The 13,618-nt window shown below is 69.5% G+C and carries 14 protein-coding genes; 7 read left to right on the top strand and 7 right to left on the bottom strand.

What is annotated here, in order from left to right; translation table 11 throughout:
- Window positions 1-72: 72 nt before the first annotated feature.
- Both ACWDNU_RS19065 and ACWDNU_RS19070 read right to left on the bottom strand, forming a co-directional pair.
- The gene (locus tag ACWDNU_RS19065; protein WP_354734829.1) at window positions 73-249 is read right to left on the bottom strand and encodes a CsbD family protein; all 177 of its coding nucleotides are present in this window, start codon (window positions 247-249) and stop codon (window positions 73-75) included.
- A gap of 74 nt (window positions 250-323) precedes the next feature.
- Window positions 324-842 (bottom strand): hypothetical protein, encoded by a 519-nt coding sequence (locus ACWDNU_RS19070; RefSeq protein WP_449669839.1) that lies wholly within the window; start codon window positions 840-842, stop codon window positions 324-326.
- A 163-nt stretch (window positions 843-1,005) separates the two neighbouring features.
- Between ACWDNU_RS19070 and ACWDNU_RS19075 the strand changes: the two genes are divergently transcribed.
- The 3 genes from ACWDNU_RS19075 to ACWDNU_RS19085 all read left to right on the top strand — a co-directional run bounded on the left by ACWDNU_RS19075 (window position 1,006) and on the right by ACWDNU_RS19085 (window position 3,355).
- Window positions 1,006-1,458: an ATP-binding protein gene (locus ACWDNU_RS19075; protein WP_370936838.1), complete on the top strand. Its 453-nt coding sequence runs from the start codon at window positions 1,006-1,008 to the stop codon at window positions 1,456-1,458.
- A 251-nt stretch (window positions 1,459-1,709) separates the two neighbouring features.
- Entirely contained in the window at window positions 1,710-3,020 is a 1,311-nt protein-coding gene (locus ACWDNU_RS19080; RefSeq protein WP_449669840.1) for an ammonium transporter, read from the top strand.
- Window positions 3,017-3,355 carry a P-II family nitrogen regulator gene (locus tag ACWDNU_RS19085; RefSeq protein ID WP_344275778.1) on the top strand — a complete coding sequence of 113 codons (339 nt, stop codon included), beginning with the start codon at window positions 3,017-3,019 and terminating at the stop codon, window positions 3,353-3,355. The genes ACWDNU_RS19080 and ACWDNU_RS19085 overlap by 4 nt, the downstream gene beginning before the upstream one ends.
- Before the next feature lie 51 nt (window positions 3,356-3,406).
- On the opposite strand, the gene ACWDNU_RS19090 is transcribed toward ACWDNU_RS19085, so the two are convergent.
- From ACWDNU_RS19090 to ACWDNU_RS19105, 4 genes are read right to left on the bottom strand one after another with little or no spacing between them, the layout of a single operon-like run.
- Complete coding sequence (locus ACWDNU_RS19090) at window positions 3,407-4,876, bottom strand: glycoside hydrolase family 3 protein (protein ID WP_449669841.1); 1,470 nt, start codon at window positions 4,874-4,876, stop codon at window positions 3,407-3,409.
- The gene (locus tag ACWDNU_RS19095) at window positions 4,873-5,703 is read right to left on the bottom strand and encodes a carbohydrate ABC transporter permease (RefSeq protein WP_370936841.1); all 831 of its coding nucleotides are present in this window, start codon (window positions 5,701-5,703) and stop codon (window positions 4,873-4,875) included. Before ACWDNU_RS19095 ends, ACWDNU_RS19090 begins: the two co-directional genes overlap by 4 nt.
- On the bottom strand, window positions 5,700-6,686 hold the full coding sequence (locus ACWDNU_RS19100) for a carbohydrate ABC transporter permease (protein ID WP_370936842.1): 987 nt from the start codon (window positions 6,684-6,686) through the stop codon (window positions 5,700-5,702). The genes ACWDNU_RS19095 and ACWDNU_RS19100 overlap by 4 nt, the downstream gene beginning before the upstream one ends.
- Window positions 6,683-7,975, bottom strand: a complete 1,293-nt coding sequence (locus tag ACWDNU_RS19105) for a sugar ABC transporter substrate-binding protein (protein WP_370936843.1) — start codon at window positions 7,973-7,975, stop codon at window positions 6,683-6,685. Before ACWDNU_RS19105 ends, ACWDNU_RS19100 begins: the two co-directional genes overlap by 4 nt.
- Window positions 7,976-8,629: 654 nt before the next feature.
- On the opposite strand from ACWDNU_RS19105, the gene ACWDNU_RS19110 reads away from it, so the two are divergent.
- The 4 genes from ACWDNU_RS19110 (at window position 8,630) to ACWDNU_RS19125 (ending at window position 12,687) form a co-directional block, all read left to right on the top strand.
- On the top strand, window positions 8,630-9,940 hold the full coding sequence (locus tag ACWDNU_RS19110; RefSeq protein WP_449669842.1) for a lysozyme: 1,311 nt from the start codon (window positions 8,630-8,632) through the stop codon (window positions 9,938-9,940).
- Between the two features lie 59 nt (window positions 9,941-9,999).
- The gene (locus tag ACWDNU_RS19115; RefSeq protein WP_370936845.1) at window positions 10,000-10,365 is read left to right on the top strand and encodes a YrdB family protein; all 366 of its coding nucleotides are present in this window, start codon (window positions 10,000-10,002) and stop codon (window positions 10,363-10,365) included.
- Between the two features lie 164 nt (window positions 10,366-10,529).
- On the top strand, window positions 10,530-12,116 hold the full coding sequence (locus ACWDNU_RS19120) for an acyl-CoA synthetase (RefSeq protein ID WP_449669843.1): 1,587 nt from the start codon (window positions 10,530-10,532) through the stop codon (window positions 12,114-12,116).
- A 55-nt stretch (window positions 12,117-12,171) separates the two neighbouring features.
- Window positions 12,172-12,687: a GNAT family N-acetyltransferase gene (locus tag ACWDNU_RS19125; protein WP_370936847.1), complete on the top strand. Its 516-nt coding sequence runs from the start codon at window positions 12,172-12,174 to the stop codon at window positions 12,685-12,687.
- A gap of 117 nt (window positions 12,688-12,804) precedes the next feature.
- Here the strand turns inward: ACWDNU_RS19125 and ACWDNU_RS19130 are convergent, their stop codons facing one another.
- Window positions 12,805-13,449 (bottom strand): S1 family peptidase, encoded by a 645-nt coding sequence (locus ACWDNU_RS19130; protein WP_449669844.1) that lies wholly within the window; start codon window positions 13,447-13,449, stop codon window positions 12,805-12,807.
- Window positions 13,450-13,618 lie beyond the last annotated feature (169 nt).

Below are 13,618 nucleotides of genomic sequence, written 5' to 3' on the forward strand. Positions count from 1 at the left end.
GGCGACGAGCGCTTTCGGCGCGAAGCCGAGGCCGAACCACAGGATGAAGATCGGCCGCTCTGTGCGCGGGGGTCAGTCTTTCACGCCCTTGACGGCGTCTTTGACCTTTTCTCCCGCCTGCTTGAGGGCGCCCTTGGCCTGCTCGGCTTTCCCCTCGGCTTGCCACTGCTCGTTCCCGGTGGCGTTGCCGAGCGCTTCCTTGGCCTTTCCCTTGATCTCTTCGGCCTTGTTTCCGGCGGTGTCGCTCATCTCGTTTTCCTCTTTCTATTTAAGGTTTCGGGAAAAGCGGTCCCGGCGCTTGCGATAAACGGCGGATACCCGCCTCAGGCACCGGCCAAACCCGTTGTCCCGAGACGGCGGTCGGCCTTCGTCGCGGCGATGTACTGACTGGCCTGGGGGAGAAAGGACAGGACGACGCCGAGCAGCGCGAACACGGCGCTGACGGAACCGACCACCGTCGCCTGGCCCGCCAGCAGCGAGACGACCTGGAGGGCGGTGAGCACTGTGAGCACGATCCTCGCCCAGTTGCGGCCCGCGCGGAGTTTGAACGCGAACAGCAAGTGCAGCAAGGCGAACGCGATCGCGAGCACGGCTCCGACGACGATGCCGATCGTCACCGCCTGGTCGATCTGGGCGTCGGTGAGGCGTGCCGCGTTCTGCCCGTTCGCTCTTCGCATCGCGTCCGCCAGCGCGTCTCGCGAGAAGACCAGGAACACGGCTCCGACGAGGCCGACGAGGGTGGCGGCCACATACGCCCAGAAGGCGCCGGTGACCGCAGCCGGACGCGGCCGCGCTCCGGCGGGATCGGCGGAAGGGGACGGATAAGCAGGGAGATCAGTCATGACGAAAAAGGTGGCACAGCTCGGGGAATCCCGCACGGCAAAGAACGGTAAAGCGGGCCGGAAAACCATGCGGAAGGCCCCGTGGATCTTATTTACCGCAGTTCTGGTTTGCCGCCTCCGCGCGGCGGGTATCCGTTAATATCGCACAGGGGGGAGGTCAAGCGTGAGTGTCGACGAGGCTCAGCACAGCCGTTCGCCCGCGGGAGCGGCGCTCCTGCGCTTGGCGTTGGAGCAGGATTTCGCCATGCTGCGACGGATCCGGGATCGGGCGGCGGCGTTCGTGCGCCGCCATCTCCCGCACGCGGGCGCGGACGCGGTGGCCGACGTGCGCCTGGTGCTCGACGAGATCGCCAGCAACGCGCTGCGGCACGCCCGTCCGCCGTGCGAGCTGACGCTGTCGTTGCGCGGAGACCGGATCCTGATCGAGGTTTCCGACTCTCTCACGGACCTCGCCAGGCACCGGGACGGCTACGAAGGCGGAGGACGCGGTTTGGCCTTGATCGACGCTGTCGCCGACCGCTGGGGCCAGACGCCGCTGCCCTGGGGGAAGACCGTCTGGGCCGAACTGGCGCTTTGCTCCGATTCCCGCCGTCCGGGGTCGCCGGAGCCGAAGTGAAACACGCGCCGTACGGGACAGCGGAATGTCGATTTCGGTCGTGGTTTCCGCCTGCCCTGACTGTCCACAGTGGATTTCGAGGTTAGGCAAAGCGGCTGCGGACTGCGTCGTCGGCGGTCGTCTGCCCGGTTCGGCCCGGTTGGACCGTTACGCCGGTTCAGGGGCGGGTAGCGGAAGCATGACGGAAACATTCCGGTAACACCGCGCGGTTAGCTTGATCGGCCGGACGAGGCGACAAGGAGAGTCCGACCGTGGTCGATACCGGAAGCACGGCGTGGTTGCTGGTCAGCGCGGCGCTGGTCATGCTGATGACACCGGGTCTCGCGCTGTTCTACGGCGGGATGGTGCGCGCCCGGAGCGTGCTGAACGTGATGGCGATGACGTTCGTCTGCCTCGCGACCGTCGGCCTGGTCTGGGTGGCTTACGGGTATTCGCTCGCGTTCGGCTCCGACTGGTTCGGCGGCCTGCTCGGCACGGTGCGGCTGGCCGGGCTGCACGGGCTGGCCGAGCAGACGATCGGGCTCGCCGGGACCCAGGTGCCGCTGTTCGCGTTCGTCGCCTTCCAGATGATGTTCGCGGTCATCACGGTGGCGCTGCTGGCCGGCGCGATCGCCGAGCGGGCCCGGTTCTGGACCTGGACGGTGTTCTCCGTCGTGTGGGTCACCGTGGTGTACCTGCCGGTGGCGCACTGGGTCTTCGCGCCCGACGGGTGGATCGCGGCGAAGCTGCACGCGCTGGACTTCGCGGGCGGCACCGTCGTCGAGGTGAACTCCGGGGCGGCCGCGCTGGCGCTCGCGATCGTGCTCGGCCGCAGGCACGGCTGGCCGAAGCAGGCCGTCCGGCCGCACAACCTGCCGTTCGTGATGTTCGGCGCCGGGCTGCTGTGGTTCGGCTGGTTCGGGTTCAACGCCGGTTCCGCGCTGGCCGCGAAGAACCTCGCGGCCACCTCGTTCCTGAACACCACCGTCGCGGGAGCGGCCGCGGTGCTGGGCTGGCTGGTCGTCGAGCAGTTCCGCGACGGGAAGCCGACCACGCTCGGCGCCGCTTCCGGCGCGGTGGCCGGGCTGGTGGGGATCACGCCGGGATGCGCTTACGTCGAACCGGTCGGCGCGATCGCGATCGGCGTCGCGGCGGGCGTCGTGTGCTCGTTCGCGGTGGGCCTGAAGTACCGGTTCGGCTTCGACGACTCGCTCGACGTGGTCGCGGTGCACGGCCTCGGCGGGTTCGTGGGGACGCTGCTGATCGGCCTGTTCGCGACCGTGAGCGTGGCTCCCCAGGGCGCGAACGGCCTGTTCTACGGCGGCGGATTCGACCAGCTGTGGCGCCAGGCGGTCGGCACGCTGGCGGTACTAGGGTATTCGCTGGCGATGACCTTCCTGATCGGCTGGGTCATGCACAAGTTCATGGGATTCCGGATCGACCGCGAAGCCGAGATCGACGGTGTCGACGAGGCTGAGCACGCCGAAGGCGCGTACGAGCTGGCAGTCCAGGCCGGACGCCGGGGGAGCGCGCCCGCCGGCGTGCCGGGATCGCACCGGCCGGCGCGCGAGGAGAACCGATGAAGCTGCTGACCGCCGTCGTCAAACCGTTCGTGCTGGACGACGTCCGGATCGCGCTGCAGGAACTCGGCGTCGCCGGGATGACCGTCAGCGAGGTCCGCGGATACGGCAGGCAGAAAGGCCACACCGAGATCTACCGGGGCGCGGAGTACGCGGTCGATTTCATCACCAAGTACCGCCTGGAAATCCTCCTCGACGACGACCAGGTCGACGCCGCGCTGCGGACGGTGCAGGACACCGCGCACACCGGCAAGATCGGCGACGGGAAGATCTGGGTCACGCCGGTGGAGACCGTCGTCCGCGTCCGCACCGGAGAGCGCGGCCGCGACGCGCTGTAGGCCCGTGAAGGACTCCTCGATTCCCTCGAGGAGTCCTTCACGGACAGCAGGTCAGGAGCGAGCGAGGTATTCCGCGGCGGCGCGCAGGCTCACGTAGGAGCCGCTGAAGGTGTCGATCCGCGGCCCGGTGCCGGTTTCCGGCCCGGGAACCCCGGTTTCGACCCGGATGTAGTCCACAGTGGACAGACCGGCCAGGAACTCCCGCACCGCCGGATGCCGGTGCGCCTCCCGGGTCACCACGACAACGCTCTCCACCGACGAGGCCTCCGCCAAGACCGTCGAGACGTCGTCGGGGGAGACCGAAAGCGTCCGAGTGCCCGGCACCAGCTCCGCCAGGTGCGCCCCCAGCCCCCACGGCATCGGCCCGGCCGCGATACCCGGTTCGGTCTGCACGTCGACCACGAGCGTGCGGCCCGTGAGCTGCGGCGTACCGGTGACCCGCAGGGCGGCCCGAGCAGCGGACAGCCCGAGCGAGTAGTCCACCGGCTGCACCGTCGCCGCGGCCGGGGCGGTGCCCAGCGAAGCCGTCCGGACCGCGGCGTCGGCCAGCCGCTCCAAGGGAAGCCGGCCGCTGGCCACCGCCGCGACGATCGCCTCCGCGATCCGGTCGAGCGTCTCGGCGTCGAACGGGGCCCCGCCGAGGCACAGCGCGTCGGCGCCGCCCAGGAGAGCCCGGACCGACGCCTCGCCGATCCCGTCGTGCCGCCCGTACGCCCCGGAGATGGCCCCCATCTCCAACGCGTCCGTGATGACCGTCCCGGTGAACCCCAGTTCGCCGCGCAGCACGTCGACCAGCGCGGTCCGGTTGAACGTCGCCGGTTCCTCTCCCCATTCCCGGACCACGAGGTGCCCGGACATGACAGTCCGGACACCAGCCTCGATCGCCGCGGCGAACGGGACCAGTTCGACCTCCCGGAGCTCGGCCGCGGTGCGCGGCAGCACCGGCAGCGAGAGGTGCGAATCCTCGGTCGCTGCGCCGTGCCCGGGGAAATGCTTCGCGCACGCGGCGACGCCGTATTTCTGCATGCCGGTCACGAACGCCGCGACGTGCGGCGAAGCCGTCACCGGATCCGAGCCGAACGCCCGCACGCCGATACCCGGGTCCTCCGCGGCGAGCGTGAGGTCCGCGCACGGCGCGAGGTTGACCGTGACCCCGCACGCCGCGAGCCGTTCGCCGAGCGCGGCGGCGACGGAGGCGGTCAGCTCCGGATCCCCGGCCGCGCCCAGCGCGAGCGGGCCGGGCACGAACGAACCCTTGCCGACGTCGAGGCGGGTGACGTCGCCGCCCTCCTCGTCGATCCCGACGACCACGTCGTCCCGTTCGGACCGCAGCGCGGACGTGAGCGCGGCGACCTGTTCGTCGTCGACCACGTTGCGGCCGAACAGGATCACGCCGCCGAGACCCTCGGCGAGTCTGCGGCGCACCCAGTCCGGCGCCGTCGTGCCGGCGAATCCGGGCAGCAGCACGGCTTCGGCGAGCCTGCGGGGGTCGGACACCTCGGACAGGGGAGCCACCGTCATCCCTTCACCGCGCCGGCGGTCATGCCGGACACGAGTTTCCGTTGCACGATCAGGAAGAAGATCACCGCGGGGATCGCGTAGATCACCGACGCGGCCATGACGCCGCCCCAGTCGATCGAGAACGCCGTCTTGAACGACGACAGCCACACCGGCAGCGTCTGCTTCGACTGGTCCCGCATGAACACCAGCGCGAACAGGAATTCGTTCCACGCCGTAATGAAACTGAACACCGACGTCGTCACGAGGCCCGGTCCGAGCAGCGGCAGCGTGACCCGGCGGAACGCTCCGACCCGGCTGCAGCCGTCGATCATCGCGGCCTCTTCGAGATCGTACGGGATGCCGTTGACGAACCCGTAGAGCATCCACACGGTGAACGGCAGCGACGTCGCGAAGTACACCAGCAGCAGCGACGGCAGCGTGTTCAGCAGCCCGATGTCGCGCATCAGCAGGTACATCGGGATGAACAGCGCCGAGAGCGGGGCCAGCTGCGCCACCAGGATCAGCAGCAGGAACCCCTTGCGGCCGCGGAAGCGGAAGCGCGCGAGCGGGATCGCCGCGAGCACGCCCACCACCAGCGCGGCCAGCACCGCGCCGAGCGTCACGATCAGGCTGTTGGTCAGGTACGTGACGAACCCGGGTTTGGTCAGCGCCGACGCGAAGTTCGACAGCGTCGCCGAGGTCGGGATCAGGTCGTACTTCGGCGACAGCACGTCGCCCGGGGTCTTCAGCGACGTCGTGAACATCCAGTACGTCGGGAAGAGGAACAGCAGCGCCACGAGAATTCCGGCGACCGACACCAGAATCCGGGCGGGCAGGGACTTTCTCACGCGATCTCCCCGTCCTTCGTCCGGACCAGCAGCTGCACGTACCGGCCGGTGACCAGCAGGAGCAGCACCAGCATGATGGTGGCGATGGCCGCGGCGGAGCCGAAGTGGCTGCCCGCGATGCCCTTGAGGTACTGCATGATCGCCAGCGTCGTGCTCGCGCCGTCCGGGCCGCCCTGGCGGATGGCCCACACCTGGGCGAACATGTTGAAGTCCCACAGCATCGACAGGAACGTCACCATCGTCAGGATCGGCCGGATCGCCGGCCAGCTGACCGCGCGGAACGTCTGCCACGGCCCGGCTCCGTCGATGCCCGCCGCCTCGTACTGCTCGCGCGGCACGCCGATGAGGCCCGCGTAGAGCGTGAACGCGACGAACGGCACGGCCTGCCACAGCACCAGCAGCCCGATCACCACGAGCGTGCTCGTGCCGGTGGAGAACCACGAGTACCCGATGAACGAATGGAAGCCCAGTTTGTCCAGCGTCTTGTTGAGGATGCCGTACTGCTGGTCGAAGATCCACTGGAACACCGTGGTGGTGGCGATGACCGGCACCGCCCACGCGAGCACCAGCGAGACCTGCACGAAGATCCGCAGCACCGGGTTGAGGTGGCGCATCAGCACCGCGATCAGCAGTGCCACGAGCAGGGTCCCGGCGACGAGCGCGCCGGTGAAGAGGACCGTGCGGAGCGCGACTGCCCAGAACTCGGGGTCGGACAGCACGTCGGTGTAGTTCTTGAAGCCGATCCACACCATCTTGCCGGTCACCAGCTCGCGCAGGTCGAGCTGACGCAGGCTGATGCCGAGCATCTGAATGGTGGGCCAGCCGAGCAGCACCAGCACGGCGGCGAGCGCGGGAAGGATCAGCAGGTACGGCATGAGCCGCTCGCTGAACCAGCCGCTGCCCCGCTTCCGCGCCGCCCCGACGTGCGCCGGTGCCGGCGGGGTCGCCCCCGCCGGCACCGGAGTGTCCTTCGTCGCGGTCATCCGCCGATGATCTTGTCGAGGGCAGTGTTCGCGTCAGCCGCGGCCTGGTCGAGAGTCTTCTTCCCGGTCAGGTAAGCGGTCAGCATGTCCTTCAGCGGGTTCTGGCCGGATTCGACCTCGCCCCACTTCGGGCTGGCCGGCATCGCGTGGCCGTTCTTCGACGCCTTCGCCATCACCGAGCCCAGCGGGTCCTTGTCGAGCGCGCTGAGGTCGGTGGAGGTGCCCGGCACGTAGCCGCCGGCGGCGAGCTGCGTCATGTACTTGGTGCTGGTCAGCAGCTTCAGGTAGTCCTTGGCGAGGTCCTGGTGCTTGCTGTTGAGCGGGACGACCAGGTTCGAGCCGCCGAGGAACACCGGAGCGCCCTGGCCGGCGGTCTTCGACGGGATCGGGAACGCGCCGGTCTTGGCGGTGATGCCCGGGTCGGTCTTGGCCGCGGTCGCCACTTCGTTCGGGGTGCCGATGAACATGGCGACCTTGCCGGCGGCGTAGATGCCGGCCTGCTGCGGGGTGGCCTCGTCGTTGTCCTTGGGCGCGGTGGTGCCGGAGGTGTCCACGAGCTTCTTGTAGAACTCGAGGCCCGCCTTGGCTTCCGGCGTGTTCAGCGAGGACTTGAAGGACTTGCCCTCGCCCTTGGCGATGTCGCCGCCGTTGTCCCAGATGAACGACGACAGCGCGTACCAGTTCTGGCCGGGCATGTAGAGCGGCTGGAACTGCGGGTCGCTGCCGAATTTCGTCTTCAGCTTGGCGATGTCCGCGAGCCATTCGTCGTTCGACGTGGGCGGCTGGGTGATGCCGGCCTGCTCGAACATGTCCTTGCGGTACATCACGACGCGGTTCGCGGCGTAGAACGGCACGCCGACGGTTTTGCCGTCGTACTGGCCGGACGCCTTGAGCCCGGCGAGCCACTGCCCGCCGTTGAGGTTGTTGACGTCGCCGGAGAGGTCGGCCAGCACGCCCTGCGCGGCGAACGCGGGGGTCTGGGTGTTGCCGACCTCGATGACGTCCGGCGGCGTGTCGCTCGCCAGCGCGGTGGTCAGCTTCTGCTGGATGCCGTTCCACTGCTGGATCTGGTAGTCGACCTTGACGCCGGGGTGGGCGGCCTCGAATTCCTTGTTCAGGGCGGCGGTCAGGCTGTCCGGCGCGGAGCCGGTCATCAGCCAGACCGTCAGCTTGCCGTCCTGCGCGCCCCCAGCGCTCGAGGCGTTCTCACTCCCGCCGGAGCCGGCGCACCCGGCCGTGGCGAGCGTGATGGCGGCGGCTCCCGCCGCCAGCTTGAGCCAGCGCTTCACGTGTCTCGTCCTTTCGGTGCCCGGTCGTCGGCGACCGGGGCTGAATGACAAATGGTGTAGACCAATGTCCTGCAGGGTGGTCCGGACCACAGCCGGTGTCAAGCCGGTTGCCAAGATGTTGCGAAGACGTCTGCCTGGTTGACGCTGTGTGGCCGGGCGATTACCGGCGTCCGGGCGGAAAGTGCTGGTAGCGGCCGGTTTCCGCAGTGCGGGCAAGGGTTTCCGGCGCGGGGGAGTTGTTCGTGAACGGCTCGCCGGGCCGGGCGTGTCGCACCGCCCGGGCGGGTCTCCGGCGGTGCCGGAAGACCGACCTTCGGCCCTTGCGCGATGACAAAACCGGGGTGTCCGCCATTCGGCTCTGCTGCGGTGCTCCGTTCCGGTGGCGGCACTCTGATTACCCACTGCGACGAGTGCCGGGCCCGCTGCCGACAGTGACCCGGGGTGGGTGAGTTTCATCCCGCCCCCGAGCGGCCGTAACCCCGGTGACCTCGGAAAACCTCTTGTGTACCACGCGTCACATCACTCCCAGTGGTTTACAGGCGTCCCGCGTGTCACACACACTGGGGCTCGCCCAGGTGATCCGGTTCCGCTCTTGGGGAAGAGACGCGGACGGCCGGAGCGCTCCCAGGGCGGGAAAAGACGAGGGAGTAGAGGATGACGGGCTCCGGGCGGATAGCGGCTCGGGCGGGTGCGATCGTCGCGGCGGCAGCGGTGGCTGCGGTCGGAGCGCTGGGGCTGCTGCACGCGCCCCAGGCGGTGGCGGCATCCGCCGAGGTGCCGGGCATGGACGTGTCCGGGCACCAGGGCAATGTGGACTGGAAGGGCGCCTGGAACGCGGGCGCGCGCTTCGCCTATGTCAAGGCGACCGAAGGCACCGGGTACCTGAACCCGTACTTCGCGCAGCAGTACAACGGTTCTTACGACGTCGGGATGATCCGCGGCGCGTACCACTTCGCGCGTCCGGACGTGTCCGACGGCGCGACGCAGGCGGACTACTTCGTCGCGCACGGCGGCGGCTGGTCCGCGGACGGCCGCACCATGCCGCCGATGCTGGACATCGAGTACAACCCGTACGGCTCGACCTGCTTCGGCCTGTCGCAGTCGGCGATGGTGTCGTGGGTGCGGTCGTTCTCCGAGCGGCTGCACGCGAAAACGTCGCGCTGGCCGATGCTCTACACCACCACTGACTGGTGGAAGACCTGCACCGGCAACTCGAACGCGTTCGGCGACACGCATCCGCTGTTCATCGCCCGGTACGCGCAAAGCGCTGGGCCGCTGCCCTCGGGCTGGCGGTACTACACGGTGTGGCAGTACTCGGACTCCGGCAACAAGCCCGGCGACCAGGACTCGTTCAACGGTTCGATGGAGCAGTTGATCAAGTTCGCCGGCGGCGACGCTCCGAAGAGCGAGGCCCCGGCCCCGCCGAAGCCGACCACGTCGACGAAGCCGCCGACCTCGACGCCGACCACGAGCGCGCCGCCGAACTCCTCGGCGACCAAGACTCCGACCAAGACTCCGACCAAGACGCCGACGAGTTTGCCCACCACGTCGCCGTCGACGACGACGAAGACGAGCCCGACGACGTCCGGCAGCCCGACGTCTTCGAGCTCCTCGGCGACCAAGCCGCTGACGTCGACTTCCTCGACCACGCCGAAGAAGGACATCAGCGGTCTCGTCTGGGCGGGCGGCAAGCAGGCCAACCCGCCGGGGTCGCTGTCGGACGCCAAGCACGCCGACTCGCTCACCGCCCGGGTCCACGAAGTCGCGAAGGTGACGCCGAAGGCCCCGGAGAAGGTCACGACCAGCCAGCCGACGCAGACCTCCGCGCCGGAAGCTGCCCAGCCGAAGCAGCAGGCCCTGGCGAAGACCGGCGTGAGCACCCCGCGGCTCGCCGTGTTCGGCGCGGCGCTGCTGGTGTTCGGCGCGATCCTGATGACGCTGTCCCGAATGGTGGCCCGGCGCTGATTCCGGCCGGGTCCGCGACTCCGCGCACGGAGCGCGGGCCCGGCCGTTAGGCTCCCAGCGTGACCACCACTCGACCCGAATTGCGCGGTTTCCCCGGCGCGGTGCTCGTCATCCGCTTCCTGACCGAACTGGCGCTGCTCGCCGGTCTCGCGGTCGCCGGTGCGCGGCTCGGCGGGAACGTGTTCCTCGACATTCTCGCGGCGGTGCTGTGGCCGGCGCTGGCGGCGGCGATCTGGGGGCTCGTGATCGCGCCCCAGGCCAAGCGGCGCTGCCCGGAGCCGACGCGGTTCTTCCTGGAGTTCGGGCTGTTCGCGGTCGCGGCGCTCGGGCTGATCGCGTCCGGGCTGCTGGTCGCGGGGATCGTGCTCGGCGTCGTCGGGATCGCGGTCGCGGTGGCCGTGCGCGTGTGGGCGAAGGACGGCTGAGCGGATTTCCGGCGGGGATCGCTTGTCCGGGCAGTGCCGCGATGCGCGACTGACCGGCCGTCTGTCCACTTGGGACAGCGCAAGCTGCCGGCCCGCACCGCGCCGGGGTCTTGCCGCTGCCGGTCCTGCTTGCGCACGCCGCGCCGGTGGATGAGACTCCCGCTATGCCGAGCCCGTTCAGCGCCGAAACGGCGGAAGCGATCCAGCACGCCCGCCAGCATTCCGTCGGGGATCTCCTGCGGCGCACCGCGTTGCGCCTCCCGGACAAGCTCGCGATCGTCTCCGGGCAGCGGCGGGCGACCTACCGCGAGTTCGACGCGGCGGTCAACCGCTGCGCGCACCGGCTCGCCGAACGCGGCCTCGCGAAGGGCGACCGGCTGGCGCTGCTCAGCCGCAACTGCTGGGAGTACGCGGTGCTGGTGTTCGCCACGGCCAAGCTGGGCGTGGTGCTGGTGCCGGTGAACTTCATGCTCGGCGCGGAGGAGGTCGCGTTCATTCTCGGCCACGCCGGAGTGTCCGGGCTGATCGCCGAGGACGCGCTGCTCGACACCGCGGCGGAGGCGCTGAAACGCTCCGGCCGCACCGATGTCCTGCGCGGGCGGATCGGCGGCAAGGGCGACTGGGAGAGCGTCGCGGACTGGATCGACCAGCCCGGTGACGAAACGGCCCCGGCGGTGCTCGTCGAGGACGACGATCCGCTGCGGCTGATGTACACCTCCGGCACCGAATCGCGGCCCAAGGGTGTGCTGCTGTCGAGCCGGTCGCTCATCGCGCAGTATGTATCGTGTGCGATCGACGGCAGCATGACCGGCGACGACATCGAGGTGCATTCCCTGCCGCTCTACCACTGCGCGCAGCTGGACTGTTTCCTGTCGGTCGACGTCTACCTCGGCGCGACGAGCGTGATCCTGCCCGGCCCGGACCCGGCGGCGCTGCTGGCCGCGGTGGAACGCGAACGCGCGACGAAGCTGTTCGCGCCGCCGACGGTGTGGATCTCGCTGCTGCGGCACCCGGCGTTCGACACGACGGACCTGTCCAGCCTGCGGAAGGGCTACTACGGCGCGTCGCCGATGCCCGCCGAGGTGCTGCGCGAACTGTCGCGGCGGCTGCCGGACGTGCAGCTGTGGAACTTCTACGGCCAGACCGAAATGGCCCCGCTCGCCACGATCCTGCGCCCGCACGAACAGCTCGCGAAGGCGGGTTCGGCGGGCCGGGCGTCGATCAACGTCGAGACCCGGATCGTCGACGAGGACGGCCGCGAACTGCCGCCTGGCGAGGTCGGCGAGATCGTGCACCGCAGTCCGCACGCGACGCTCGGCTACTACGAGGACGAGGAGAAAACCGCCGCCGCCTTCGAGGGCGGCTGGTTCCACTCGGGCGACCTCGGCGTGCTCGACGACGAGGGCTATCTGTCGGTCGTGGACCGGAAGAAGGACATGATCAAGACCGGCGGCGAGAACGTCGCGAGCCGCGAGGTCGAGGAAGCGCTGTACCTGCTGGACGGGATCGCCGAGGTCGCCGTGTTCGGGGTCTCGCATCCACATTGGATCGAGGCGGTCACCGCGGCGATCGTGCCGCGCGAAGGCGTCACGCTCACTGAAGCCGAGGTTCTCGCGCACGCCCGGGAACACCTGGCGGGCTACAAGTGCCCGAAGTACGTGGTGTTCGTGGACGCGCTGCCGAAGAACCCGAGCGGGAAGATCGTCAAGCGCGCGCTGCGGGAAGGGCACGCCGGACTGGCGCAGGGGTGAGGTCCGGCCGCGAAAATGAGCTGTGCGCCAGGCGCGCGGCAGGAAGACTGGGCCGATGATCCGTCTCGTCGAGCCTCCTCGTCTTGTCCTGCCCACGGTTGAGGTGCGGACGTCGTACCTGGTCGGCGAGCAGGTGGACTGCCTGTACGAAGGCCGCCCGACCGAATGGCTGGACGCTGCGAGCGTTGACTTCGCCGGGTTCGTCGCCGCGCGGCGCGAGGTGCAGCCGCGCTGGGGAGTGCCTTCCACGCTCTTCTGGTACGTCTCCGGCGAGTACTACCTGGGCACCCTGGTCGTCCGGCACGAGCTCACGCCTGACCTCGCCGAGGCGGGCGGTCACGTCGGGTACCACGTGGTGTCTCCGTGGCGCGGACAAGGCCACGCCACGCGGATGCTGACGGCCGGGCTCGCGGAGTGCCGCCGCCTCGGGCTCGACCGCGTGCTGCTGACCTGCGAGGCGGACAACGAGCGTTCCCGTCGGACGATCCTGTCCAACGGCGGGGTGCCGGACGGCCGGAGGCGCGGCGAGGACCGGTTCTGGATCGAGCTCGACTCGGACGCTGCCGCGTAACCGATTAACGGATGTCTCCCGCTGAGGCACGCGCTGGCACTGGTGCGCGGTTGTCGTACGTGAGGGGAACCCTGAGGCAATCAGATTCCCTCAGGGTTCCCCTCACGGACCCGAAGATCAGGCGAGCGTGGCCCCGTAAGCGGCGAGCACCGGCGGCAGCGGCTGGAAGAAGCTGACCTGGTTGTTCCCGCCGGACAACACCCCGTACCCGACCCCGGCGTAGAACAACGGGCCGCCGCTGTCCCCGGCCCCGACCGGGATGTCGGTGGCGATCGTGCCGACGACCTGCTTGCCGTCGCCGAAGTTCACGGTCTGGTTGAGGCCCAAGACCTTCCCGCACGTCTTCTTCGTGGTCATGCCGCTCCGGCACACCAGCTGTCCCACCGCGGGCGTGCCCGCGCGCAGGATCCGCTGGGTGCTGCCGTCGTAGAGGTCGACCTGGCTGTGCCCGGAGCCGGACGGGTCCTCGACGCGGCCGTAATCGGCCACCGGGAAGTGGCTGTCCACGTTGCGGCCGATGTCTTTCCAATCGAGCCCGTGCTCGGTGCAGTGCCCCGCGGTGAGGATGTACCGGACCTCCTTGACGAGGATCGCGAAACCCGCCGAGCAGTAGTAGGGCTCGCGGCCAGGCCCCGGTGACACGGTGTACATCGCGTCGCCGCCGTTCACCGCCGCACCGGCCGCCGAGGCAGGAGGGCTGACCAGCAAAGCGGCCGCGGCGATCAGCACTCCGGTCAGCGTGCGGCGCGAGCAGCGAAACATCGGCAGGTCCTTCCGTCCACAGGAGACTGGCTACGTGCGGCCAGTCCAGCGCCGGGCGGACGGCGGCACAAACCGAGTCAGCCGACCGTCCCGGGACTGCCTCCGAACGGGTGACAACAACGCTGGCCGGACGCCTGTCCGCACGGCACACTGGCCCGGGCCGCGCGAC

It is taken from the genome of Amycolatopsis sp. NPDC003676, assembly GCF_053587275.1.